We start from the raw sequence: 22,886 nt of genomic DNA on the forward strand, positions 1-22,886 counted from the left end.
CCAACGCGTCCTGCACCACCTGACAAAGCGCGCAGAGACCATGGGCTACAGCTTGGTACCGTTGGCCACCCCAGAAAAAGCCAATGAAATATCAACAGCTTAGGAGGAGTTTCTTGAGAGGCAGTCGCCGAAGGCGACAACGAAGATGACGACGGGGACGTCCGGAGCGAAGGCTCCGGACCGCAATCGTGGGCGATCGCCTCCCCGGAGACCACGGCGTCGGGCGACCTACGAAGACTATCGCCACGAAGGCCGCTATCAGACACCTAACTCAGCCTTCCCAAGCCGAGACAACCCTTCAATTCACCTTAGCCCCAGACACCTCAACCGCCCTCTTCCAAGTCCCCAACTCCCGCTCGATATGCGCCCCAAACTCCCCAGGCGTAGACCCCACCACCTCATATCTATATCCCGCCAACTGCCCCTTCAACGCAGGCACCGCCACCGCCTCCGCAATTCCCTTGCTGACTGCATCAACCACCGCCCCCGGCGTGCCCGCCGGCGCCAATATCCCGTACCAGCCGTTGACGACGAAGTTGGGAACGGTTTCTGCGACGGTGGGGACGTCGGGCAGAAGCGGAGAGCGGTGTTCGCCGGTGACGGCGATTGCTTTCAATTTGCCGGCCTGCACTTGCGGCAGCGAGGTCGAGATGCTGTCGAACATCAAGGACACTTCGCCGCCGAGCAGTGCAACGACCGCAGGACCGCTGCCTTTGTACGGTACGTGCATCATGTCGGCGCCCGTCTGGTTCTTGAACATCTCGGCGGCCAGGTGGCTGGTGTTGCCGTTGCCGGCGGACGCGAAGCTCAGCTTGCCGGGGTTGGCCTTGCCGTAGGCGATCAGTTCGCTGACGGTGTTGGCGGGCGTGGCGAGCGGGGCGGCGACGAGCATGGGCAGTGTGGCGACGAGGGAGACTGGCGCGAAGTCCTTGCGGGTGTCGTAGGGCAGCGAGGGATAGAGACTGGGGTTGATGGTGTGGGCGGCCAGCACCATCAGGAGCGTGTAGCCGTCGGGCTTGGCGCGGGCGAGTTGGGCGGAGGCGATGGCGCCGCCTGCGCCCGGTTTGTATTCGAGGACGACCGGTTGGCCCCACTTCTTCTGGAGTTCTGCGCCCAGCGGGCGCGCGAGCATGTCTGCGCTGCCGCCCGGCGGGTACGGGATCAGCAAGGTGATGGGCTTGTCCGGATAGGTTGGCGCGGCGTGCGCGACGGCGCTGGCGCCTAGACACAGCACGCTTGCCGACGCGGCTGCCAGGATTGAACGGATCATCGGTAGCTCCTTTGCCCAGCGCGGGGCGGACGTGGGTCATCATCAGGGCGGCAGGAACGGCTGCGCCTGCCAGTCGTTTGCGCACATCTCGGCGTGGCTGCGCAAGCCGGTCGCTTACGCACATCGCGACGCGCCCCGCGCAGAATCCCGCTTACGTGTGTCGCGGCGCGGCTGCGTCAGCGGGTCGATTGCGCGTATCGCGGCACGCCCGTGCCATCCACGACGATCGTTCGCGGCGATTGTGGAAAGTGCAACGGCGCGTCGGTGACCGACCGCAGGAAGTCTTCGGTCACGCCCGCCTTCATCGCGTGCACCTCCAAACCCACGGGCATGACGTCGATGACGGCAAGGTCCGTATAGATGCGCGACACCACGCCTTTGCCGGTGAGCGGATAGGTGCATTGCCGCAGGATCTTGGGCGTGCCGTCGCGGCCGCGGTGTTCCATGGTGACCAGGACCTGCTTGGCGCCAACGGCCAGGTCCATGGCGCCGCCGACGGCGGGGATGGCGTTCGTGGCGTCGGTTTTCCAGTTGGCGAGGTCGCCGCGTTCGGACACCTGGAAGGCGCCCAGGACCGCGTAGTCGAGGTGGCCGCCGCGCATCATGGCGAAAGAGATCGTGTGTTCGGTGATGGACGCGCCTTGCAGCAAGGTGATGGGCTGGCGGCTGGCGTTGATGAGGTCGGGGTCGATGTCGTTGCCGGTGGCGGCAGGGCCCATGCCGAGGATGCCGTTTTCGCTGTGCAGCAAGATTTCGCGGCCACTGGGCAGGTAGTCACCGACGAGGGTTGGCATGCCGATCCCGAGGTTGACGATGGCGCCGTCGGGAATGTCGCTGGCCAGAAGCTGGGCGATCTGCTGGCGGGTCAGGCCGATGATGTCTTGCATGTCAGGCCTCCACGCGCACGACGGATTTCACGAAGATGCCCTGCGTCATGATCTGTTCGGGCACCAGCGCGCCCAGCGGCACGATCTCGTCGACCTGCGCGATGGCGTGTCCGGCTGCCATGCACATGACGGGATTGAAGTTGCGCGCGGCGTGGCGGTACATGAGGTTGCCCCAGCGGTCGCCCAGGTGCGCGCGGATGAGGGCGTAGTCGGCGCGCAGGGGCTGCTCGAGCACGTAGCCGATGCCGTCGATGACTTCCTGGCGCCGGCCTTCTGCCAGTTCGGTGCCGTAGCCGGTGGGCGTGTAGAACGGACCGAGTCCAGCGCCGGCGGCGCGCAGCCGTTCTGCCAGGGTGCCTTGGGGCACGCATTCCAGTTCGACCTCGCCTGCGCGGTAGGCGCGCGCGAAAGCCTCGGAGTTGGGTGGGCGCGGGTGCGAACAGATGATCTTGCGGACCTGCTTGCGCACCAGCAGCGCGGCGATGCCGCGTTCGAAGGTGCCGGCGTTGTTGGAGATGATGGTGAGGTTGCGCCGGTCAAGTTCCGCCAGGCAGTGCAGCAGTTCGTAGGGCACGCCGGCTTCGCCGAAGCCGCCCACCAGCACGGAGGCGCCATCGGGAATGACGGCCACGGCCTGCGCCATGGATTCCTGAATCTTGTCGATCACTTATTGCTCCTGCACGAGACCCGCGGCGTCCACGATGCTGTTCCAGCGGGCGCGTTCCTGGTCGATGAAAGCCGCGAAGTCTGCGGGCGTGTTGCCGCCGGCCTGGCCGCCCATGGCCTTGAAGCGCTCGCTGATCTCGGGGCTGCGCACCACGTCGCGCGTGGCGGCGTAGAGCTTGTCGATGGCGTCCTGCGGCGTGCCCGCGGGCGCGACGAGGCCAAACCACGCGGTGACGACCATGTCCTTCACGCCGGCCTCGGCCATGGTCGGCACGTTGGGCAGTTCGTCCAGGCGCTTGTCGCTGGTGACGGCCAGCGCGCGCAGCTTGCCGGCCTGGATGTACGGCATGGAGCTGGGCAGGTTGTCGATCATGAAGGTGAACTGCTGGCCGAGCAGCGCGGCCACGGCGGGGCCGGCGCCCTTGTAGGCGACGTGCGTGCCGGGGATGCCGGCGCGCTGCTTGAACATTTCGGCGGACAGGTGCGGCGACTGGCCCGCGCCGGAGCTGCCGAAGGAGACCTTGTTGGGGTCCTGCCTGACCTGCGCCAGCAGATCGGCCACGCTGCGGGCGGGCGAGGCTTCGTTGACGACGAGGACGTTGGGCACCGAGATCACGAGCGTCACCGGCGCGAAGTCGGCGGGCTTGTAGGGCAGCGTCTTGTAGAGCGCGTAGTTGATGGCGTTGGGGCCGATGTTGCCCATCAGCAGCGTGTAGCCGTCGGGCTTGGCGCGCGCCAGCGCCTGCGCGCCGATGATGCCGGCGGCGCCGGCGCGGTTTTCCACGATGACCTGCTGGCCGAGCTTGGCGGACAGCTTGTCGGCGATGAGGCGTGCCGAGATGTCGGTGGTGCCGCCCGGCGCGGCCGGGATGATGAGGGTGATGGGCCGTTCAGGCCAGGCCGCCTGCGCCGGGTTCGCGATGGCGATGGCCATCGCGCCGGCTGCCAGCCAGCGATGCGCACACATCATGCTTGTCTCCCTGCGTGACCATTGATTGGTCAACTCGTGAGCACGAGTGTGGGCGCGGGGGTGGCAATTGCCTATTCCGGAATCCGGAGGTGTGGGTTCGCCTGGGCTGAAGTACGCATTCTGGCCGACGCGGTTTAACTGCCGCGGGCGCCACGATGGCCTTGCCGGCCAACGCTGCGGCGGCCGACCGGCGTGTTCAGTGGCGGCCGCCGGGCGTCGGGTATTACGCCCCCGCGCGCTCCCAGCGCCGCTGGATGGCCTTGGCCGCGACCACGCCGTCCGCCATCGACGTCACCACGCACGGATGCATGCGGTGCGCGACCTCGCCGATGGCGTAGATGTCGGGCACGCTGGTCTCGGCGGTGGCGAAGTCGGTGCGGATGTAGCCGCGCTCGTCGCGCGCGAGCCTCAGGTCGTCGGCAAACGCGGCCTGTGGTTCCCAGCCGTAGAAGACGAGGACCAGGTCGTACTGCCGGCCGTCCACGCTGCGGGTGGCCGGGTCGACCTTGTAGGGTCCGATGTGCACGCCTTCGGTACCGGCGCGCGTCACCCATTGCTGTTGGGCGCGCACACTGCGGGCGTAGAGATGGACATTGCGCGCGCCGCGGTTGCGCACGTAGACGTAGTTTTCGAAGGCGTTGTCGCCCCCGCCCAGCACCGCGACCGACAGGCCGGAATAATCCTGCGCCACGATGGGCGAGCCGGGGCCGATCAGCACGCCCGGCCAGGACGCGCCCGGCGGGTGGTCGGGCAGCCCCTTGGCGCGAACGCCGGAGGCAATGACCAGAGTGCGGGCGCGGGCCAGGGTTTCCTGGCCGTCCGGACCGGCGAGCGTGGCCTCGATGCCGCCCTTGCAGGGCCGCACGCCGGTGACGCGGGTTTCCAGCCGTACCGGCACATCGGCGGCGCGCACGCTCGTGTCGATGTTGGCGGCCACCTGCTGGCCGGTCACGCCGGGCAACACGGCGATCCAGTCGTCGGCGAACGGGTTGTCATTGCCCAGCCCGCCCAGACGGGCGCTGGCCTCGACCAGCAATGGCGACAGGCCCAGGCGGGCCAGCCAGAGGGCGCAGGAGGCGCCGGCCGGGCCGCCGCCTACAATGACCGAATCGTGCATCTGTTGCATTTCACCCCTTATTGACTGCGCCGGCGCCTCGCGGGCGCCCGGACATGGCCGAATTGTAGCCAGCGCGTCCCCCATCCGCCGCCGCCTTACAATTCGGGCTATTCCACCCAGGTTTTCATCATGCCCACTCGCCGCATCATTCTTTCCGGCCTTGCGCTCGACGCCCGCATCGGCATCCTCGAGCACGAGCGCCGCGCCACCCAGCCCCTGCACGTTGATGCCGAATTCGACGTCGACATCCAGCGTTCGGTGGACGACCACGATATCCACAGCGTGCTGGACTACCGCCGGCTGCGCGAGGCCATCGTCGAGGAATGCACGCAGGCCCACGTGAACCTGATCGAAACCCTGTCCGAACAAGTGGCGGCGCGCCTCTTGGCGGACTTCCAGGAAATCCGCGCGCTGCGCTTGCGCATCAGCAAGCCCATGGCCTTCTCCGACTGTGCGGCGGTGGGCGTGGAAATCCAGATCAATCGCTGACATGAACGATATCGCTCCCCCCGGCGTGCAATTTCGCACGCCTGCCGACGAAAAGGCACGCCACGAAGGCAACAAGCTGACCAAGCGGCTGGCGCGCGAGACCACGCGCGCCTTGTCCGACTACAACATGATCGAGGAAGGCGACCGCGTGATGGTCTGCCTGTCCGGCGGCAAGGATTCCTATGCCATGCTGGACATCCTGCTGCAGCTCCAGAAGCGCGCGCCGTTCAAGTTTGAACTGATCGCGGTGAACCTGGACCAGAAGCAGCCGGGCTTTCCTGACCACATCCTGCCGCAGTACCTGAAGGAACTGGGCGTTCCCTTCCACATCGAGACGCAGGACACGTATTCGATCGTGACGCGCGTGCTGGAAGAGGGCAAGACGATGTGCTCGCTCTGTTCGCGGCTGCGTCGCGGCATTCTGTACCGCGTCGCATCGGAACTGGGCGCCACGAAAATCGCGCTGGGCCATCATCGCGACGACATCCTGGCCACGTTCTTCCTGAACCTGTTCTATGGCGGCAAGGCCAAGGGCATGCCGCCCAAGCTGGTGTCCGACGACGGCCGCCACACGGTGATCCGCCCGCTCGCGTACGTGGTCGAGTCCGACCTGATCGCCTACGCCGAGCTCAAGCAGTTCCCGATCATTCCGTGCAATCTCTGCGGCTCGCAAGAGAACCTGAAGCGCAAGGAAGTGGGCCGCATGATCAAGGAGTGGGACAAGCAGCACCCGGGCCGGTCGTGGAACGTGTTCAATGCGCTGTCGCGCGTGGTGCCTTCGCATCTGATGGACCGCGACCTGTTCGACTTCGTGGGGCTCAAACCCACGGGCGTGCCGGATGCCAACGGCGACACGGCGTTTGATACGGTCGACCCCACGGACGAGTCGGACGATGCGTGCGGCGATACGCCGCCGGCGTTGGAGCCGGGCGCGATCATCGAGAAGAAGGTGGTGTTCTCGCGCGGGTGATGCGCCGCGTGCAAAGCGACCATCCCAAATGAAAATGGGGCTGCGATAGGCAGCCCCATTTTTTTTGCTCGGGCGCAATCAGGCGTTCAACACCCGGATCGGCGAGCCCGCTGCCCAGGCCTTCACGGCTTCCAGGCAGTTCTGATAGAAGGCCTCGAAGTTTTCGCGGCTGACGTAACCCAGGTGCGGGGTGAGGATCACGTTGTCCAGGTCGCGCACGCTGTCGGTGGGCGACAGCGGCTCTTCGGGATACACATCCAGCCCCGCCCCGGCGATGCGGAACTTCACCAGCGCGTCCATCAGCGCTTCCTGATCCACAAGACCGGCGCGTGAGGTATTGACCAGATAAGCGGTCGGCTTCATCGCAGCCAGCGCGGTGGCGTCGACCACGTGGCGGCTGCGCTCGGACAGGATCAGGTGCAGGCTCACCACGTCGGACGTGGAAAAGAGTTCGTGCTTGTCCACGCGCGTGACGCCGGCGGCCTCGGCGCGCTCGTCGGTCAGGTTGGGGCTCCAGGCCACCACGTCCATGCCGAAGGCCAGACCCACCTTGGCCACCGCGGCGCCCAGCTTGCCCAGGCCCACCACGCCCAGGCGCTTGCCGGCCAGCGGCTCGGGCATGGCCGTCTGCCACATGCCGCGGCGCATGGCGGCGTCTTCGGCGGGCAGATGCTTGAAGAGACCCAGGATGTGCGCCCAGGCCAGTTCCGCCGTGGCGGTGTTGGCGTCGGCACTGCCGGGCGCGCCGGACACGACGATGCCCTGCTCAGCGCAGGCCTGCATGTCGATGGCGTTGTTGCGCATGCCGGTGGTGACCAGGAGGCGCAGCTTGGGCAGGGCGCGGATGCGCTCGGCGGGAAATGGCGTGCGCTCGCGCATGGCGACGATCACGTCGAAGGGCTCGAGCGAGGCCTCGACCTGGTCGTCGGGAATGAAGTTGTTGAAGATTTGCACCTCGGCGTCGCCGCCCAGCGAGGTCCAGTCCGCATAGCGCCGGGCTACGTCGTGGTAATCGTCGAGTATTGCGATTTTCAAGTCTTGTCTCCGGGAGGGATGGCGCTTGCCGCGCCCCCCTTTCCCGGGCCGGCGCGACGCGCGCCGGTCAGTTCAAACGGGCCTTGAGCTGGTCCAGCGGCAGCGCGCCGCTGATGCGCGAGCCGTCGGCAAAGAACAGCGTCGGCGTGCCGCGCACCATCAGCTGCTGGCCAAGCTCCAAAAGCTTGTCTTCGGGCACGTCGCAATTGGCGTTGGGCGGCGTCTTGCCGCGCAGCATCCAGTCGTCCCAGGTCTTGCCCTGGTCTTTGGCGCACCAGACATTGCGCACCTTGACCTTGGAATCCGGCGACAGGATGGGGTAGAGGAAGGTGTAGACGGTCAGGTTGTCCACATCTTCGAGCGTCTTGCGCAACTGCTTGCAATAGCCGCAGTTGGGATCTTCGAAGATCGCGACCTTGCGTGAGCCGTCGCCCTTGACCTGCTTGATCGCCAGGTCCAGCGGCAGCTGGTCGAACGTGACGGCGCTGAGCTTTTCCTGGGATTCGCGGGTGACGTCGCGGCGCGTGGCGGCGTCGATCAGCGGTCCTTCCATGACCCACGTCACGCCTTCGTCGGTGTAGATCAGGTCCATGCCGAGCTGCACTTCAAACAGGCCATAAGGCGTGCGGCGCACGGTCGTGACGTTCATGCCGGAGAAGCGTTGCTGAAAGCGTTCCTTGACGGCGGCCGACTGCGGATCGAGTTCGGTGGTGGAGACGCTTTTTTCGCCCTTGGCCGCCTGCCCCACGGACTGTGTGGAGACGGATTTTGCGCCCTGCGCATGTGCCGTGGCGGACAAGCCGATACCCGCGGCGAGGAAACAGGCCGCCAGCGTGGCGGGAATGCGGAATTTCATCGGTACTCCTGGTCTTGTCAGTCGTGTGCTCAGCCGGAAAGCGTAACCGATCCGGGTCGGGCGGCCGCGGCAGGCGGCGGGTGGGCGGATCCGTATCAGACGGGGCCGGGTCAGTCCTAATTGGCCGACGCCCCCGCGATCAGCCGGCGCTTGATCAGCGGCGCGCCCTCGACCCAGTGCATGCCGGCGTTGCGCAGCCAGACGAGCGGCGTCGCCTTCGATCCGAACAGCTTGTGCAGCCCGTCGGTCGCCAGCCGCATGGCCAGGACCGGTTCGGCGCGCGCCCGCTGGTAGCGGTGCAGCACGCGCAGGTCGCCGGCCTGCCGGTAGGGTTCGCGCTCGGCGACGATGCGGGCCAGCGCCTCGACGTCGCCCAGCCCCAGGTTCAGGCCCTGTCCCGCCAGCGGGTGCAGGCGGTGCGCGGCGTCTCCGGCCAGCGCGATGCCGGGCGCCACCATCTGGGCGCGCTCCAGCGTCAGCGGAAAACCGTGCAGCTTGCTGCGGACCTTCAGGCGGCCCAGCCGCCCTTCGGCAGCCTCGGCCAGCAGCGCCTCCAGGCGGGCGGTTTGCGCTTCCTGCGGCAGGTCCAGCAGTTGCTGGGCCAGCTCGCTGCGCATGGACCACACCATCGAAACCTGGGGGCCGTCCGCGGTATCGGGCAGCGGCAGCAGCGCCAGCACGCCGTCGTCGCGAAACCATTGGATCGCGGTGCCCTGGTGCGGCAATTCCGCGTCCAGATGCACGACGAGTCCGGTGTCGTTGTAGGACTGGGCTTCGTGCTTCAGCCCGGCCGCCTCGCGCAGCGGCGAGGCCGCGCCATCGGCGCCGACGAAGAGTTCGGCCTGGATGCGGGCGCCGCTCTCGGTGTCGATCGCGCCGTTCTGGTAGCCGGTGCAGCGGTCTTCCAGCCACGCGATGCCGAACATGCGCACGGCCTGGATCAGGACGCGCTCGATCTCGCCGGATTCGACGATCCAGGCCAGTTGCGGCAGCGCGGCCTGCCAGGCATTGAGGTTGACCTGGCCGTCCGCGTCGCCGTGGATTTCCATGGCCTGCACCGGCATCAGCCGGGACGCGGGCATGGCGTCCCACACGCCGATGTCGGCCAGGAAGCGCTGGCTGGCCGGCGAAATGGCGTAGACGCGGGGGTGATAGCGGTTGGGATCGGCGGGCGGCACGGCGGCTCGCGGCGCCAGGACGGCCACGCGCTGGCCGCGACGGGCCAGCGCCAGGGCGGTGGACAGGCCGACGATGCCGGCCCCGCAGACTACGATCTGATGGCTCATCGTGCGGAAGGCTCCCCGGCCTGTTTGGGCCACAGCAGCCACATCTGGCCGCGTTGCTTCATGCGGCCGGCCTGCTGGCCGGCTTCTTCGCCGTAACCCCAGTAGAAGTCGGCGCGGGCCGCGCCCCGGATGGCGGTGCCGGTGTCCTGGGCGAACACCAGGCGCTGCAAGGGCCGGTCCGACGCGGGATAGGTGGTGGACAGGAACAGCGGCGTGCCGAGCGGCACGAAGGTCGCGTCCACCGCCACCGAGCGCCGCGGCGCCAGCGGGATGGCATAAGCGCCCTTGGGGCCTTGTTCAGGATCCACGACCGCCTCTTCGCGGAAGAACACCACGGCCGGATTGGCGTTGAGCATTTCCTGGACACGCTTGGGATTGCGCTGCGCCCAGGCCCGGATGTTCTGCATGGACGCCTGGTCGGCGGTGAGTTCGCCGCGGTCGATCAGCCAGCGGCCGATGGACACATAGGGCTGGCCGTTGTGGTCGGCGTAGGCGACGCGGATGGTCTTGCCGGCGTCGGGACCGTCGGTCAGCTGCACGCGCCCGGAGCCCTGGACCTGCAGGAAGAAGTTGTCCACGGGGTCGTCCACCCAGACCACCACGGGCGGGCGGCGGCCGGACGACGATTCGATGGCGGCGCGCGTGTCGTACGGCACGACGCGCTTGCCGTCGAGCTTGCCGCGCACACGCTTGCCGGCCAGGTCGGGGTAGATGGAACCCAGGTCGATCGTCAGCAGGTCGGCGGGCACCGCGTACAGCGGCCATTGGTAGACACCGCCCTGGCGGCGCGAGCCGCGCACCAGGGGTTCGTAGTAGCCCGTCACCGTATTGGTGGCCGGCTTGCCGTCGGCCGCATTCAGGCGCCACGGTTGCAGGTAGGTCTGCAGGAAGCGGCGCACGCCTTCGGCGTCGCCGGCGGCGGGCGCGCGGGCCGGGTCGATGGCCGCGGCGCAGACCGGCTGCCAGGCGCGCGGCGTGGCACGCGCGGGCGCGGCCAGGTTTCCGCTGGTGGGCCGCATCAGACCCTTGCAGTTGCGCAGGAAAAGGGGCCAGAACTGCGACAGGTCGTCGGCGCTCCATCCGGGCAGCTCGGACCAATTGGCCGGCTTCAACTTGCCGGCCAGCGCGCGCGGCGGGGTGTCGGGCAACGAGCCCAGCGGCGGCACGACGAGCGGGCCGTCGGCCGCGGGCGTGCGAGCACCGGGCGTAGCCGGCAGGCCGGATCCGGAATCAGGGGGAATATCGGAGGGGGTGGAACATGCCGCCAGCAGGATCGACAGCACGGACAGGCTAAGAATGCGCTTCATGTGCAGAGGGAAAAACGTGCAACGGAAGGCCGGACCATACTCAGTGCAAGGTGCGCGGCATGGCCAGGACGAATTCGGAGATCGGCACCTCGAACGGAATGCCGTTCTCGCCGACGCAGTGATAGATGCCGCGCATCGTGCCCACCGGCGTGGGCAGGGGACAGCCGCTGGTGTATTCGAAGGTCTCGCCCGGGGCCAGGAGGGGCTGCTGCCCCACGATGCCCAGGCCGCGCACTTCCTGCACGCGCTGGTTGCCGTCGGTGATGATCCAGTGGCGGCTGATCACCTGCGCGGGATGTTCGCCGGTATTGGTGATGCGGACGGTGTAGGCGAACACGAATTGCTGTTCGCCGGGGTCGGACTGTTCGGGCACGAAGCGCGGAGAGACAGAGACGCTCAGGTCGTAAGGTTTCACAGTCCTTCCCTGTGTGGCTGCACGCGGGCGGCGGAACATGGGCGCCCACGCTTGAAAGACGGAATTTCAGGCGCGCCAGCCGGGGCATACCCGCTGCGGCGCCTCAAACTGCAATAATGGCACATTATGCCCTCCCCGACCCCGAACATCATGTCCAAGCAAACGGCCTCCACCCGCATTACTCCCAGCATCCTGTCGGCTGACTTCGCCCGGCTGGGCGAGGAAGTCCGCAACGTCGTCGCCGCGGGCGCCGACTGGATCCACGTGGACGTGATGGACAACCACTATGTCCCCAACCTGACGATCGGCCCGATGGTCTGTGCCGCGATCCGCCCCCACGTCGAGGTGCCGATCGACGTGCACCTGATGGTCGAGCCCGTGGACGCGCTGGTGCCGCAGTTCGCCAAGGCCGGCGCCGACTACATCAGCTTCCACCCCGACGCCAGCGCCCACGTGGACCGCACGCTGTCCCTGATCCGCGAAAGCGGCTGCAAGGCCGGTCTGGTCTTCAATCCCGCCACGCCGCTGTCCTACATGGACTACGTCATGGACAAGATCGACCTGGTGCTCATCATGTCGGTGAACCCGGGCTTTGGCGGCCAGAGCTTCATTCCGGCGGCGCTGACCAAGCTGCGCGAGGCCCGCGCCCGCATCGATGCGTGGATGCAGGCCGGCGGCCAGGAGATCGTTCTGCAGGTGGACGGCGGCGTCAAGATCGACAACATCGCCGAGATCCGCGCCGCGGGCGCGGACACGTTCGTGGCCGGCTCGGCCATCTTCGGCAAGCCGGATTACGCCGGCATCATCAAGGCCATGCGCGACCAGATCGCCATCGGCGAAACCACCGCTGTCTAAGGAACCCGACATGACCGCTTTTCGCGCCGCGCTGCTGGACCTGGACGGTACCCTGCTCGACTCCATTCCCGATCTGGCCTTTGCCGCCAACGCCATGCGTGTTGAACTTGGCATGATCGCGCTGCGCGAGGACGTGGTCGCCACGTTCGTCGGCAAGGGCGTGGACAACCTGGTGCGGCGCAGCCTGGCCGGTTCGCTCGATGCCGCCGACCCGGCGCCCGACGAATTCCAGCGCGCCCGCGAGGCTTTCTACCGCCACTACCACCTGGTCAACGGCGAGCGCGCGCAGGTCTACCCGGGCGTGATCGAAGGCCTGAAACTCATGCGCGACCAGGGCCTGAAGCTGGCCGTGGTCACCAACAAGCCCACGGAATTCACCTTGCCGCTCTTGCAGCGCACGGGGCTGGCGGGCTTTTTCGAGGCCGTGGTGTGCGGCGACACCTGCGAGCGCCGCAAGCCCGATCCCGACCAGATCCACCATGCGTGCGACCTGATGGGCGTGGGCGTGAACGAGGCCGTGACGATCGGCGATTCGATCAATGACGCGCAGGCGGGCCGCAGCGCCGGCACGCAGGTCCTGGTGGTGCCATATGGCTACAACGAAGGACGTGACGTGCGCGAGCTGGATGTCGATGGTATAGTTGACACGCTTGTTGACGCCGCCCAGTGGGTCGCGCTCTGGAATCAAAACCAGAACGCAGCAAAAGTCCCCGCTTGAAGCACGTCGCAACCCAAGCAAGAATTCACTACCGCGCATCACTTCCGCGTACTTCATTACCGAACCGCTAAATGAACGTTTCCATCCAGAACCAAATGCTCGGCGCCTCGTGGCGTTGGTGGCGTTTGTCTTCCGGGTGGCGATGATTCCCCTTCCCGGCCCTAGACGCGACCTTGCCGCCTAGCGCCGACACTGTGTAAACAGCGCCCAACCCGGAACCAGTCAACTGGACCGGGTTTTTTGTTGCGTGCCCGGTCCGAAAGCAGACACCGCTTACGAGACCCGACATGACCGAAATCGAATTCAAGGCCCTTGCGGCACAAGGCTACAACCGCATTCCGCTGGTGGCCGAGACCTACGCCGACCTGGACACCCCGCTTGGCATCTACCTGAAACTGGCGCACTCCGGTCCCCTGGCCGGCCGCATGACCTGCCTGATGGAATCCGTGGTGGGCGGCGAGCGCTTCGGCCGCTACTCGTTCATCGGCCTGCCGGCGCGCACCGTGATCCGCGCCAGCGGCACGCGCACCGAAGTGCTGCACGACGGCAAGGTCGCCGAGACGCACGACGGCGATCCGCTGACCTTCATCGAGCAATACCAGAGCCGCTTCAAGGTCGCGCTGCGTCCGGGCATGCCGCGCTTCTGCGGCGGCCTGGCCGGTTACTTCGGCTACGACACCGTGCGCCACATCGAGCCGTGCCTGGGCCCCGCGGTCAAGCCGTTCCCGGCCGGCATGGAAGGCGGCACGCCCGACCTGATGCTGATGCACGTGGACGAACTGGTCATCGTCGACAACCTGGCCGGCCGTATCTACCTGATGGTCTATGCCGACCCCAGCCAGCCCGAGGCCTACAGCCGCGCACAGCAGCGCCTGACCGACCTGCGCGCCCGCCTGCGCCGCCCCGTGGAAATTCCGTACAGCCACGCCAGCATGCAAACCGAGGAACGGCGCGATTTCAAGAAAGAGGACTACCTGGCGGCCGTGCTGCGCGCCAAGGAACATATCGCCGCCGGCGACCTGATGCAGGTGCAGATCGGCCAGGTCATCGCCAAGCCCTTCCGCGATTCGCCCCTCTCCCTTTACCGCGCCCTGCGGTCGCTCAATCCCTCCCCCTACATGTACTTCTGGAACTTCGGTGATTTCCAGGTGGTGGGCGCATCGCCCGAGATCCTGGTGCGCCAGGAACGCACCGTGGAAAACGGCGAGCCGAAGTCGCAGATCACGATCCGTCCGCTGGCCGGCACCCGCAAGCGTGGCGGCACGCCCGAGGAAGACGCGGCGCTGGCGGCCGAACTGAAGGCCGATCCCAAGGAGATCGCCGAACACGTCATGCTGATCGACCTGGCGCGCAACGACGTGGGCCGCGTCGCGCAGGTGGGCTCGGTGAAGGTGAGCGACACCATGGTGATCGAGCGCTACTCGCATGTGATGCATCTGGTGTCGAATGTGACCGGCACCCTGAACCCCGGCATGAGCAGCATGGACGTGCTGCGCGCCTCGTTCCCGGCGGGCACTCTGACCGGCGCCCCCAAGGTCGAGGCCATGAAGATCATCGACGAACTGGAACCCGTGCGCCGCGGCATCTACGGCGGTGCGGCCGGCTACCTGAGCTACGGCGGCGAGATGGACGTGGCCATTGCCATCCGCACTGGCGTCATCAAGGACGGCACGCTGTACGTGCAGGCGGCTGCGGGCATCGTGGCCGATTCGAACCCCGAAGCCGAATGGGCCGAGACCGAAGCCAAGGCGCGCGCCGTGCTGCGCGCGGCCGAGCAGGTGCAGCACGGCCTGGACGAACCCATCTGAGCCTCGCGGCCAAAACGACACCGCCCGGGCCGCAGAACGGCCCCGAGGAGAAAAAAATGCTGTTGATGATCGACAACTACGATTCCTTTACCTACAACCTGGTGCAGTACTTTGGCGAGCTGGGCGTGGACGTGCGCGTGGCGCGCAACGACCAGATCACGCTTGAAGAAGTGGCTGCGCTCAATCCCGACCAGATCTGCGTGTCGCCCGGCCCGTGCTCGCCGGCCGAGGCCGGCATCTCGGTGCCGCTGATCCAGGCGTACGCCGGCAAGAAGCCCATCCTGGGCGTGTGCCTGGGCCACCAGGCCATCGGCGCGGCCTTCGGCGGCGACATCGTGCGCGCGCAGCAGATCATGCACGGCAAGACGATCCAGCTGTCGCACACGGGCACTGACATCTTTGAAGGCCTGCCGACGCCGTACACTGTCATCCGCTACAACTCGCTGACCATCGATCCGGCCACCCTGCCGGACTGCCTGGCGGCCACCGCGACGGCGCCGGATGGCGACATCATGGGTGTGCGGCACAAGACCCTGCCGCTATACGGGGTACAGTTCCACCCCGAATCCGTACTGAGTGAGCACGGCCACGCCCTGCTGCGCAATTTCCTGAACCTCGCCTGAAAGGACGCACCGTGACGATTTCCCCCTCCGAAGCGCTGACGCGCTGCATCGAACACCGCGAAATTTTCCACGACGAAATGCTGCACCTGATGCGCATGCTGATGCGCGGCGAGATGTCGCCGCAGATCGCCAGCGCGCTGTTGATGGGCCTGCGCGTCAAAAAGGAAACCGTGGGCGAGATCACCGCCGCGGCGCAGGTCATGCGCGAGTTCGCCACGCCCGTGGTCACGCCCAATCCGAACGACCTGCTGGACATGTGCGGCACGGGCGGCGACGGCAGCCACACGTTCAACATTTCCACAACTGCGATGTTCGTCGCAGCCGCGGCCGGCGTGCCGATCGCCAAGCACGGCAACCGCAGCGCCTCGTCGTCCAGCGGCAGCGCCGACGTGCTGGAGGCGCTGGGCGCCAACCTGGTGCTGACGCCCGAGCAGGTGGCCGAATGCATCCAGGAGACCGGCATCGGTTTCATGTTTGCGCCCGCCCACCACGGCGCGATGAAGAACGTGGCCGCCGTCCGCAAGGAACTGGCCGTGCGCACGATCTTCAACATCCTGGGTCCCCTGACCAACCCGGCCGGCGCCGCCAACCAGTTGATGGGCGTCTTCCACCCCGACCTCGTCGGCATCCAGGTGCGCGTGCTGGAACGCCTGGGTTCGCGCCACGTGCTGGTCGTGCACGGCAAGGACGGCATGGATGAGGCTTCGCTGGGCGGGGCCACGATGGTCGGCGAACTGAAGGACGGCGTGGTCCGCGAGTACGAGATTCATCCCGAGGACTACGGGCTATCCATGATGTCCAACCGGAGCATCAAGGTGTCCAATCGCGAGCAGTCGCGCGAGCTTGTCATAGAGGCGCTGGAGAATGTCGAAGGCGCGGCCAGAGACATCGTCGCCCTGAACGCCGGGCTCGCCATCTATGCCGGCAACAAAGCCGATTCCATTCCCGAAGCCTTAGCGCTAGCATTTGAACTAATTTCCACCGGCGCGGCGCGAGCCAAGCTGGAAGAATTCTGCGCATACACCCGGACATTCCAGAAATGAACGATATTCTCGCGAAGATCCTCGCCGTCAAGGCCGAGGAAGTCGCCGCCGCCCGCCAGATGCGCAGCGAAGCCGAAGTCCTGCGCGAAGCGCAGGCGCGCCAGGACGTGCGCGGCTTCGCTCAAGCCATCGAAGACAAGATCTCGCAAGGCAAGGCCGGCGTCATCGCTGAAATCAAGAAAGCCTCGCCCTCCAAGGGCGTCATCCGCGAGGGCTTTGCGCCCGCCGAAATCGCGGCCACCTACGCCGTGCACGGCGCGGCCTGCCTGTCCGTGCTGACCGACGTGCAGTTCTTCCAGGGTTCGCACGACCACCTGCGCCAGGCGCGGGCCGCGTGCGCGCTGCCGGTGCTGCGCAAGGACTTCGTGATCGATCCTTACCAGATCGTCGCCGCGCGCGCGATGGGCGCCGACTGCGTGCTGCTGATCGTGGCCGCGCTTACGCCCGCGCAACTGCGCGACTACGAAACGCTGGCGATCGAGCTGGGCATGGACGTGCTCGTCGAAGTGCACGACGCCAAGGAGCTGGAAGTCGCGCTCACGCTCAAGACGCCGCTGCTGGGCATCAACAACCGCAACCTGCGCACGTTCGAGACCAGCTTGCAGACCACGCTGGACCTGCTGCCGCGCATTCCCGCAGGCAAACGCGTCGTGACCGAAAGCGGCATCCTCAAGCCGGAAGACGTGAAGCTGATGCGCGAGCACAAGGTCGACGCGTTCCTGGTGGGCGAAGCTTTCATGCGCGCGAAGGATCCTGGCGCGGAACTGGCGCGTCTGATCGGGTGAACCCGCGGCGGCGGGCGGCGTTGCCGTCTTGCCGTGCCGGACGGCGCATGCGTCATGCGGCGCATCGCCAGACGAGGGATCGGCCAATCGGCTGATCCCTCGCTCGTTTCTCCTTCCAACAGCTATTTCGGCCGAGCCAGGCCCCATGCAGCGCCGCGCCGGTACACCGTGCTGCGGTGCACGCCCAACGCGCGCGCCGCGCGGCTGACGCTGCCGCCGTGCTCGGCCAAGGCGGCCCGGATGGCGGCGTCCGTCATGGCGTGCAGATCGCCTGAGCCTCCGGCCGGCGCGAGCGTCGTTGTTGCGGTGCGCGATGCATCGCCGCCCGGCGTGGCGATGCCCGACGTAGTTTCGCCCGAGGTGGCTACGCCCGACGTAGCGACGCCCGACGTGTCGACGCCCGACGCGATGGCTTCGATCTTCGCGGCGCTCGCTGCACCGCGCAATTCCGCCGGCAGCATGTCCGCATCCACCCTGCCCGCTGGTCCCGCCAGCACATGCAACGTGCGCAGCACCGACGCCAGTTGCCGGTAATTGCCGGGCCAGGAATATGCCGCAAGCACGGCTTCAATAGCGGGCGGCAGCGCGGGACCCGCGCCTTGCGCCGCCCACAGCTCGCGCAGCAATTCCAGGCGGTCTGCCCGCGCGCGCAGGGGCTCGAGCGTGACGGTGTATTCGGCAATCCGGAAGTACAGGTCGGGACGCACCGGTGCGTCCGGGCCTTCGTGCGCCAGCGGCCGATGCGTGGCGCACACCAGGGTGAAGTCCACCGGCACGGGCCGCGCCGCGCCCAATGGCGAGACCTCGCGCGTCTGCAGCACACGCAGCAGGCGGGATTGCAGCAGCAGCGGCATATCGCCGATCTCGTCCAGGAACAACACGCCGCCATGCGCCTGCCGCAACAGGCCCTTGCTGCCCTGGCGGCGCGCGCCGGTGAAGGCGCCGTCTTCGTAGCCGAACAGTTCCGATTCGATCAGGCTTTCGGGCAAGGCGGCGCAGTTCACCGCCACGAAGGGGCCGGCCGCGCGCTGCCCCCGCGCATGGATCTGCCGCGCAAACACTTCCTTGCCCACGCCCGTTTCGCCCTGCAGCAGGATCGACACGCCGGCGTCCGCCAGATGCACGGCGCGCGCCAGCGCGCCCAGCGTCGCGGCATCGAAGCTGGGGGCTGGCGCCCTGGCTAGCGCGCCCGGCGCGCGCGACAGGGGCGCGGCGGGCGGTTGCGGTGCGCGCGTGCGCGGCATGCGCAGCCGCGCGTGATAGACCGCGCCTGTGCGTGTGTGCACCCTGCCCGTCGCGTCCGGGCATCGTTCGATGTCGCCGTCGAATACGTCCGCGTAGCGGTACACGCCCAGCGCGGTCGCCGCCAGCGCCAGCGCCTGCAGCGCGCGCCGGTTGGCGCCGATCAGCAGGTCGCCCTGGAAGGCCAGCAGCGCTTCGCCGGGCTGGCCGAGCCCGGCGGGGTCGGCATGCAGGCGCAGCACCGTGCAGGGTTCATAGGCGCTTTCGAACAACTGGTGTTCGATGCGGTCCACGGCCCCGCGCACCAGTGCCAGCACATCGGGGCGCACGTCGCGGGCCTGGCTGGAGAGATCAAGCACGCCGAGCGTGCGGCCTTCGCTGTCGGTGATGGGGACGGCCGCGCAGGTCAGGATGCGGTTGGGTTCGAAATAGTGTTCGGCGCCGTGCACGGCGATGGGCCGGCCTTCGACCAGCGCGGTGCCGATGGCGTTGGTGCCGGCGGCGGCTTCGTCCCACGGCGCGCCCGGCATCAACGCCACGCGCGAGGCGCGATGCGCAAATCCCGTATCGCCGTCCGAGTCCAGCACCAGGCCCTGCGCGTCCGACAGGATGACGAGGTTGCCGCTGCCGCCGGCCTGGCGGCGCAGATAGGCGATGGCGGGTTCGGACAGGCGGCGCAGCGCTTCGTTGCGCTGCTGGGCTTCGCGCAGTTCGCCCTGCGTCATGAGATCGGCGCGTCGCACGCCACGCATGTCGAAGCCCAGGTCGGCGCAGCGGCGCCAGGAACGCAGGATGGGTTCGGCAACCATGCCGCCCGGCACCGCGCCCTGCTGGTTAAAGAGCAGGCGCGCCTGCGTCAGCGTCTGCCTACCGGAGTGAGAGGCCATGTATGTCTCCTGGGACCGGCGTTCTGCGACGCCTGTGCTGCGACACCCGTTGCGCGACACCTGTTGCGCGACACCGTCGCGGATTGCGACATGGAACAAGCGAAAAACTACTTTCGCACGCGTGCGGCGGGCTGTCCAGCCGGGATGCCCCGACTGGCATGCGTTTTGCTTGATACCGGACAGGCAGCCCACTGCCACCATCCCAACAATACGGAGACAAGCATGGATATCGCGACCCGCGTTACCCCGGAGACCTACGGCACCCGCCTGGACCTCAGGACGCAGTACGACAATTTCATCGACGGCAAGTGGCAGTCGCCCGCGGATGGCGAATACTTCGACAACGTCACGCCGGTCACGGGCCAGACCCTGAGCCGCAACGCGCGCTCGAAGGAGCGCGACATCGAATTGGCGCTGGATGCCGCGCACCGCGCCGCGCCAAAATGGGGTTCGACCCCGGCCGCCGAACGCGCCCGCATGCTCATGAAGATTGCGGACGTGATGGAAGCCAACCTCGAACGCCTGGCCACGGCGGAAACCTGGGACAACGGCAAGCCCATCCGCGAGGCCCGAGCCGCCGACATTCCCCTGGCCATCGACCACTTCCGCTATTTCGCGTCGTGCATCCGCAGCCAGGAAGGCGGGCTGTCCGAGATCGATCACGACACGGTGGCCTACCACTTCAATGAACCGCTGGGCGTGGTCGGCCAGATCATCCCGTGGAACTTCCCCATTCTGATGGCTGCGTGGAAGCTCGCGCCCGCGCTGGCCGCCGGCAATTGCGTGGTGCTGAAACCGGCCGAACAGACGCCGCTGGGCATTCTGCTGCTGATGGAACTGATCGGCGACATCCTGCCGCCGGGCGTCGTCAACGTGGTAACCGGCTTCGGGCTGGAAGCCGGCAAGCCCTTGGCATCGAGCAAGCGCATTGCCAAGATCGCGTTCACCGGTGAAACCACCACCGGGCGGCTGATCATGCAGTACGCGTCGCAGAACATCATCCCGGTCACGCTGGAACTGGGCGGCAAGTCGCCCAACATCTTCTTTGCGGATGTGGCCGCGCAGGACGACGATTTCCTGGACAAGGCCGTCGAAGGCTTCGTCATGTTCGCGCTGAACCAGGGCGAGGTGTGCACGTGCCCCAGCCGCGCACTGATCCAGGAATCGCTCTACGACAAGTTCATGGAACGCGCCCTGAAACGCGTGGCCGAGATCAAGCAGGGCAACCCGCTGGACGCCGACACCATGCTGGGCGCGCAGGCTTCCACCGAGCAGCTGGAAAAGATCCTGTCCTACCTGGACATCGGCAAGCAGGAAGGCGCCGACGTGCTGGCGGGCGGCTCGCGCGCGCAGATGCAGGGCGGGCTGGAAGGCGGCTACTACGTGCAGCCCACCGTGTTCAAGGGCCACAACAAGATGCGCGTGTTCCAGGAAGAAATCTTCGGGCCGGTCGTGGCGGTCACCACGTTCAAGGATGCCGATGATGCGCTGGCGCTGGCCAACGACACGCTGTACGGCCTGGGCGCGGGCGTGTGGTCGCGCGACGCCAACACGTGCTACCGGATGGGACGCGCGATCAAGGCGGGACGCGTGTGGACCAACTGCTATCACGCCTATCCGGCGCACGCGGCATTCGGCGGCTACAAGCAATCGGGCATCGGGCGTGAGAACCACAAGATGATGCTCAACCACTATCAGCAGACGAAGAACCTGCTGGTGAGCTATTCGCCGAAGAAGCTGGGGTTCTTCTGATCAGCCTGGCTTGATCTGTCCATCCCAAGCCGCTTGCGCGGCCAACCTGCGCGCCGGGTCCGCCCGGCGCGCTTGCAGAGGAATCCCGTCATGCCAGAGCACACGCCACGCGTGGTTGCGACCGACGAGGCGCGCCAGCTGATCGACACCTTGCGCACCAAGCACGGGCCGCTGATGTTTCACCAGTCCGGGGGCTGCTGCGACGGCAGCTCGCCCATGTGTTATCCCCAGGGCGAGTTCATGGTGGGCGGCTCGGATGTGCTGTTGGGCGATCTGGAAGGCTGCCCGTTCTGGATCGGTGAAGACCAGTTCGCTTACTGGGAACACACCCAGCTCGTCATCGACGCCGTGCCCGGACGCGGCGGCGCGTTTTCGCTGGACAGTGCGGAAGGCAAGCGGTTTCTGCTGCGGTCTCGGCTGTACTCGGATGACGAGTGGGCGAACGTCGGGCCGGTGACGAAGGGATAGCGCGCCTTAGCCGCGCTTGCCGTGGCCGCCGCCCTTGGACAAGGTGTCGTCCTGAAGGCCGGCGCGTTCGGCCTGTTTCCACTGGAAGGACACCCGCCGGATGCGGGCGGCGCGGAATTGCGTGAACGAACGGCCGCCCGGCATGGGCGCACCGCGATAGGCGCTGCTTGCGTTTTTCATTGCTGATGTTGCGTTGACGAGAAATCTTGCGAAGGATGATTGGGCGAAGCGGCCGACGTCGTGCAGCCGTCGCCGTGCGGCGGGCCAGGTGCAGCCGGCCAGGTGCGCCCGGCTAGGTGCGCCCGGCTAGGTGCGGCCGGCGAGGTGCGGCGGCGGGCCTGGCGCGGCTATCTAAAGGCCGGCATGCGGTGACCACGCGCTGGCCGGCGCTTTGCGGCGCGTCCACGCCAGTGCGTCTTCCAATCGGTCGTTGCCCCAGAACATTTCCCCCTCCACGAAAAGCGTCGGTGCGCCGAAGATGCCCAGGTCACGTGCACGGTCGACCTGCTTGCGCAGCGCCTCCTTGGCGGTTTCCGTCTTGGCCCGGGCGATGAGCGCATCGGCATCCAGCGACAGGCCAATGAGCAGATCGCGCACGACGTCTTCGGACTGAATGTCCAGGTCGTGCTGAAAATTCGCGCGGAACACCGCGACGCAGAAATCGCGTCCCCAAGGTTCATCCTGGCCCAGCAGCGCGATGCGCGCCGGCAGCACGCTCATGCGCGGAAAGAGGCGCGGGCGGTTGTAGACCACGCCGTACTTCTCGGCCAGGCGGGCGATGTCGCGCATCATGTACGCGCCCTTGCCGGGAAACAGCCGGAACGGCGTGTCGTTCCAGCCCTGCGCCTGGAAGATCGGCCCCAGCAGAAACGGCCGCAAATCCACCTTGACCTCGGCCTCGCGCGCAAGACGGTCGATGCGCTCGATCGCCAGATAGCTGTACGGGCTGGCGAAGTCGAACCACATTTCGATGCGGGGCGTATCGGGCAAGGACGCGGTCATGGCTGAAACTCCGGTTGGCCTGCACAGCGGGGCGTGGCCGTGGCGCGCTGCGCCTGACCGCCCTGCGAAAGTAGCGCGACCTGCGCATCCGGCAGGCCGCTGAGGACGACGTCGCGATCGCTGTGCACGGTCAGGGATTCGCCCGCTTGCAGCACGCTGTCATCGAAGCGGCGGTACTCGGAGACCCACACGGCGCCAGCGTGACACTCGATGCGGACGCCCGAAGCGCGCTTGAGCAGCATAGTCGAGCCGCCGCCCAAACGGAATGACATGCCTGCGGTGCAACATAACTGGAACATGGCGCCCCTCCCGGCCGCAGCAGCGGCGATCACGGCGGATGACCACGACCTGGTCCCGGTCACCCAACGTCTGAGTCATATTGGACGCCCGCGGCGTACTATTGCTCAAGCGACTTTTCCGCTCGACACGCATGAG

24 protein-coding genes are annotated in these 22,886 nt (G+C 67.1%); 10 read left to right on the forward strand and 14 right to left on the reverse strand.

Annotated features, from left to right (window positions below; all coding sequences use genetic code 11):
* Positions 1-298: 298 nt before the first annotated feature.
* From MHZ91_RS26230 to MHZ91_RS26250, 5 genes are all read right to left on the reverse strand, one after another.
* Positions 299-1,270 (reverse strand): tripartite tricarboxylate transporter substrate binding protein, encoded by a 972-nt coding sequence (locus tag MHZ91_RS26230; protein ID WP_239216376.1) that lies wholly within the window; start codon positions 1,268-1,270, stop codon positions 299-301.
* Positions 1,271-1,446: 176 nt separating this feature from the next.
* Positions 1,447-2,157, reverse strand: coding sequence for a 3-oxoacid CoA-transferase subunit B (locus tag MHZ91_RS26235; RefSeq protein WP_175186572.1), 711 nt, complete (start codon positions 2,155-2,157; stop codon positions 1,447-1,449).
* A gap of 1 nt (position 2,158) precedes the next feature.
* The gene (locus tag MHZ91_RS26240; protein WP_175123712.1) at positions 2,159-2,824 is read right to left on the reverse strand and encodes a 3-oxoacid CoA-transferase subunit A; all 666 of its coding nucleotides are present in this window, start codon (positions 2,822-2,824) and stop codon (positions 2,159-2,161) included.
* Positions 2,825-3,793, reverse strand: coding sequence for a tripartite tricarboxylate transporter substrate binding protein (locus MHZ91_RS26245; protein ID WP_239216378.1), 969 nt, complete (start codon positions 3,791-3,793; stop codon positions 2,825-2,827).
* 223 nt (positions 3,794-4,016) lie between these two features.
* Positions 4,017-4,919 (reverse strand): NAD(P)/FAD-dependent oxidoreductase, encoded by a 903-nt coding sequence (locus MHZ91_RS26250; protein ID WP_239216380.1) that lies wholly within the window; start codon positions 4,917-4,919, stop codon positions 4,017-4,019.
* A 120-nt stretch (positions 4,920-5,039) separates the two neighbouring features.
* Between MHZ91_RS26250 and folB the strand changes: the two genes are divergently transcribed.
* Both folB and ttcA read left to right on the forward strand, forming a co-directional pair.
* Entirely contained in the window at positions 5,040-5,399 is a 360-nt protein-coding gene (gene folB, locus MHZ91_RS26255) for a dihydroneopterin aldolase (protein WP_056565007.1), read from the forward strand.
* Between the two features lies 1 nt (position 5,400).
* Complete coding sequence (gene ttcA, locus MHZ91_RS26260; RefSeq protein ID WP_191576457.1) at positions 5,401-6,369, forward strand: tRNA 2-thiocytidine(32) synthetase TtcA; 969 nt, start codon at positions 5,401-5,403, stop codon at positions 6,367-6,369.
* 78 nt (positions 6,370-6,447) lie between these two features.
* Here ttcA and MHZ91_RS26265 read toward each other — a convergent pair whose 3' ends face one another.
* From MHZ91_RS26265 to apaG, 5 genes are all read right to left on the reverse strand, one after another.
* Complete coding sequence (locus MHZ91_RS26265) at positions 6,448-7,404, reverse strand: D-2-hydroxyacid dehydrogenase family protein (RefSeq protein ID WP_239216382.1); 957 nt, start codon at positions 7,402-7,404, stop codon at positions 6,448-6,450.
* A gap of 67 nt (positions 7,405-7,471) precedes the next feature.
* A complete protein-coding gene (locus MHZ91_RS26270; protein WP_175123717.1) occupies positions 7,472-8,260 on the reverse strand; it encodes a DsbC family protein in 789 nt (262 codons plus the stop codon).
* A gap of 116 nt (positions 8,261-8,376) precedes the next feature.
* A complete protein-coding gene (locus tag MHZ91_RS26275; RefSeq protein ID WP_175139586.1) occupies positions 8,377-9,546 on the reverse strand; it encodes a UbiH/UbiF family hydroxylase in 1,170 nt (389 codons plus the stop codon).
* Positions 9,543-10,853 (reverse strand): murein transglycosylase A, encoded by a 1,311-nt coding sequence (locus MHZ91_RS26280; protein WP_175123719.1) that lies wholly within the window; start codon positions 10,851-10,853, stop codon positions 9,543-9,545. Before MHZ91_RS26280 ends, MHZ91_RS26275 begins: the two co-directional genes overlap by 4 nt.
* Before the next feature lie 40 nt (positions 10,854-10,893).
* Positions 10,894-11,268: a Co2+/Mg2+ efflux protein ApaG gene (gene apaG / locus MHZ91_RS26285; protein ID WP_056319266.1), complete on the reverse strand. Its 375-nt coding sequence runs from the start codon at positions 11,266-11,268 to the stop codon at positions 10,894-10,896.
* A gap of 126 nt (positions 11,269-11,394) precedes the next feature.
* Here apaG and rpe point away from each other — a divergent pair, with 126 nt between their 5' ends.
* The 6 genes from rpe (at position 11,395) to trpC (ending at position 17,100) form a co-directional block, all read left to right on the forward strand.
* A complete protein-coding gene (rpe, locus tag MHZ91_RS26290; RefSeq protein ID WP_056565028.1) occupies positions 11,395-12,123 on the forward strand; it encodes a ribulose-phosphate 3-epimerase in 729 nt (242 codons plus the stop codon).
* 10 nt (positions 12,124-12,133) lie between these two features.
* Positions 12,134-12,841 carry a phosphoglycolate phosphatase gene (locus MHZ91_RS26295; protein ID WP_056319270.1) on the forward strand — a complete coding sequence of 236 codons (708 nt, stop codon included), beginning with the start codon at positions 12,134-12,136 and terminating at the stop codon, positions 12,839-12,841.
* 287 nt (positions 12,842-13,128) lie between these two features.
* The gene (trpE, locus tag MHZ91_RS26300; protein WP_175123720.1) at positions 13,129-14,649 is read left to right on the forward strand and encodes an anthranilate synthase component I; all 1,521 of its coding nucleotides are present in this window, start codon (positions 13,129-13,131) and stop codon (positions 14,647-14,649) included.
* 56 nt (positions 14,650-14,705) lie between these two features.
* Positions 14,706-15,272: an aminodeoxychorismate/anthranilate synthase component II gene (locus MHZ91_RS26305; RefSeq protein WP_239216384.1), complete on the forward strand. Its 567-nt coding sequence runs from the start codon at positions 14,706-14,708 to the stop codon at positions 15,270-15,272.
* An 11-nt stretch (positions 15,273-15,283) separates the two neighbouring features.
* Complete coding sequence (trpD, locus tag MHZ91_RS26310) at positions 15,284-16,315, forward strand: anthranilate phosphoribosyltransferase (RefSeq protein ID WP_056565041.1); 1,032 nt, start codon at positions 15,284-15,286, stop codon at positions 16,313-16,315.
* Complete coding sequence (gene trpC / locus MHZ91_RS26315) at positions 16,312-17,100, forward strand: indole-3-glycerol phosphate synthase TrpC (protein WP_175123721.1); 789 nt, start codon at positions 16,312-16,314, stop codon at positions 17,098-17,100. Before trpD ends, trpC begins: the two co-directional genes overlap by 4 nt.
* 122 nt (positions 17,101-17,222) lie before the next feature.
* Here trpC and MHZ91_RS26320 read toward each other — a convergent pair whose 3' ends face one another.
* Positions 17,223-19,229, reverse strand: a complete 2,007-nt coding sequence (locus tag MHZ91_RS26320; protein WP_239216386.1) for a sigma-54-dependent Fis family transcriptional regulator — start codon at positions 19,227-19,229, stop codon at positions 17,223-17,225.
* 222 nt (positions 19,230-19,451) lie between these two features.
* On the opposite strand from MHZ91_RS26320, the gene adh reads away from it, so the two are divergent.
* Positions 19,452-20,981, forward strand: coding sequence for an aldehyde dehydrogenase (adh, locus tag MHZ91_RS26325; RefSeq protein WP_175123722.1), 1,530 nt, complete (start codon positions 19,452-19,454; stop codon positions 20,979-20,981).
* Positions 20,982-21,071: 90 nt separating this feature from the next.
* A complete protein-coding gene (locus MHZ91_RS26330; protein WP_175123723.1) occupies positions 21,072-21,449 on the forward strand; it encodes a DUF779 domain-containing protein in 378 nt (125 codons plus the stop codon).
* 6 nt (positions 21,450-21,455) lie between these two features.
* Here the strand turns inward: MHZ91_RS26330 and MHZ91_RS26335 are convergent, their stop codons facing one another.
* The 3 genes from MHZ91_RS26335 to MHZ91_RS26345 all read right to left on the reverse strand — a co-directional run bounded on the left by MHZ91_RS26335 (position 21,456) and on the right by MHZ91_RS26345 (position 22,723).
* Positions 21,456-21,629, reverse strand: a complete 174-nt coding sequence (locus MHZ91_RS26335; RefSeq protein WP_175123724.1) for a hypothetical protein — start codon at positions 21,627-21,629, stop codon at positions 21,456-21,458.
* 171 nt (positions 21,630-21,800) lie between these two features.
* A complete protein-coding gene (locus MHZ91_RS26340; protein ID WP_175123725.1) occupies positions 21,801-22,451 on the reverse strand; it encodes a 2-hydroxychromene-2-carboxylate isomerase in 651 nt (216 codons plus the stop codon).
* Positions 22,448-22,723 (reverse strand): DUF2917 domain-containing protein, encoded by a 276-nt coding sequence (locus MHZ91_RS26345; protein ID WP_175123726.1) that lies wholly within the window; start codon positions 22,721-22,723, stop codon positions 22,448-22,450. Before MHZ91_RS26345 ends, MHZ91_RS26340 begins: the two co-directional genes overlap by 4 nt.
* Between the last annotated feature and the right edge of the window lie 163 nt (positions 22,724-22,886).

Source organism: Achromobacter sp. ACRQX (genome assembly GCF_022346505.1).
Classification (GTDB): Bacteria; Pseudomonadota; Gammaproteobacteria; order Burkholderiales; family Burkholderiaceae_B; genus Achromobacter; species Achromobacter animicus.

Coding starts and splice junctions, on each gene's coding strand:
- MHZ91_RS26320 (WP_239216386.1), bottom strand. CDS start 19,229: ATGGCCTCTCACTCCGGTAGGCAGACGCTGACGCAGGCGCGCCTGCTC.
- MHZ91_RS26330 (WP_175123723.1), top strand. CDS start 21,072: ATGCCAGAGCACACGCCACGCGTGGTTGCGACCGACGAGGCGCGCCAG.
- MHZ91_RS26345 (WP_175123726.1), bottom strand. CDS start 22,723: ATGTCATTCCGTTTGGGCGGCGGCTCGACTATGCTGCTCAAGCGCGCT.
- trpE (WP_175123720.1), top strand. CDS start 13,129: ATGACCGAAATCGAATTCAAGGCCCTTGCGGCACAAGGCTACAACCGC.
- MHZ91_RS26230 (WP_239216376.1), bottom strand. CDS start 1,270: ATGATCCGTTCAATCCTGGCAGCCGCGTCGGCAAGCGTGCTGTGTCTA.
- adh (WP_175123722.1), top strand. CDS start 19,452: ATGGATATCGCGACCCGCGTTACCCCGGAGACCTACGGCACCCGCCTG.
- MHZ91_RS26235 (WP_175186572.1), bottom strand. CDS start 2,157: ATGCAAGACATCATCGGCCTGACCCGCCAGCAGATCGCCCAGCTTCTG.
- folB (WP_056565007.1), top strand. CDS start 5,040: ATGCCCACTCGCCGCATCATTCTTTCCGGCCTTGCGCTCGACGCCCGC.
- MHZ91_RS26275 (WP_175139586.1), bottom strand. CDS start 9,546: ATGAGCCATCAGATCGTAGTCTGCGGGGCCGGCATCGTCGGCCTGTCC.
- MHZ91_RS26245 (WP_239216378.1), bottom strand. CDS start 3,793: ATGATGTGTGCGCATCGCTGGCTGGCAGCCGGCGCGATGGCCATCGCC.
- trpC (WP_175123721.1), top strand. CDS start 16,312: ATGAACGATATTCTCGCGAAGATCCTCGCCGTCAAGGCCGAGGAAGTC.
- MHZ91_RS26335 (WP_175123724.1), bottom strand. CDS start 21,629: ATGAAAAACGCAAGCAGCGCCTATCGCGGTGCGCCCATGCCGGGCGGC.
- MHZ91_RS26305 (WP_239216384.1), top strand. CDS start 14,706: ATGCTGTTGATGATCGACAACTACGATTCCTTTACCTACAACCTGGTG.
- MHZ91_RS26280 (WP_175123719.1), bottom strand. CDS start 10,853: ATGAAGCGCATTCTTAGCCTGTCCGTGCTGTCGATCCTGCTGGCGGCA.
- ttcA (WP_191576457.1), top strand. CDS start 5,401: ATGAACGATATCGCTCCCCCCGGCGTGCAATTTCGCACGCCTGCCGAC.
- MHZ91_RS26340 (WP_175123725.1), bottom strand. CDS start 22,451: ATGACCGCGTCCTTGCCCGATACGCCCCGCATCGAAATGTGGTTCGAC.
- MHZ91_RS26270 (WP_175123717.1), bottom strand. CDS start 8,260: ATGAAATTCCGCATTCCCGCCACGCTGGCGGCCTGTTTCCTCGCCGCG.
- MHZ91_RS26250 (WP_239216380.1), bottom strand. CDS start 4,919: ATGCAACAGATGCACGATTCGGTCATTGTAGGCGGCGGCCCGGCCGGC.
- rpe (WP_056565028.1), top strand. CDS start 11,395: ATGCCCTCCCCGACCCCGAACATCATGTCCAAGCAAACGGCCTCCACC.
- MHZ91_RS26295 (WP_056319270.1), top strand. CDS start 12,134: ATGACCGCTTTTCGCGCCGCGCTGCTGGACCTGGACGGTACCCTGCTC.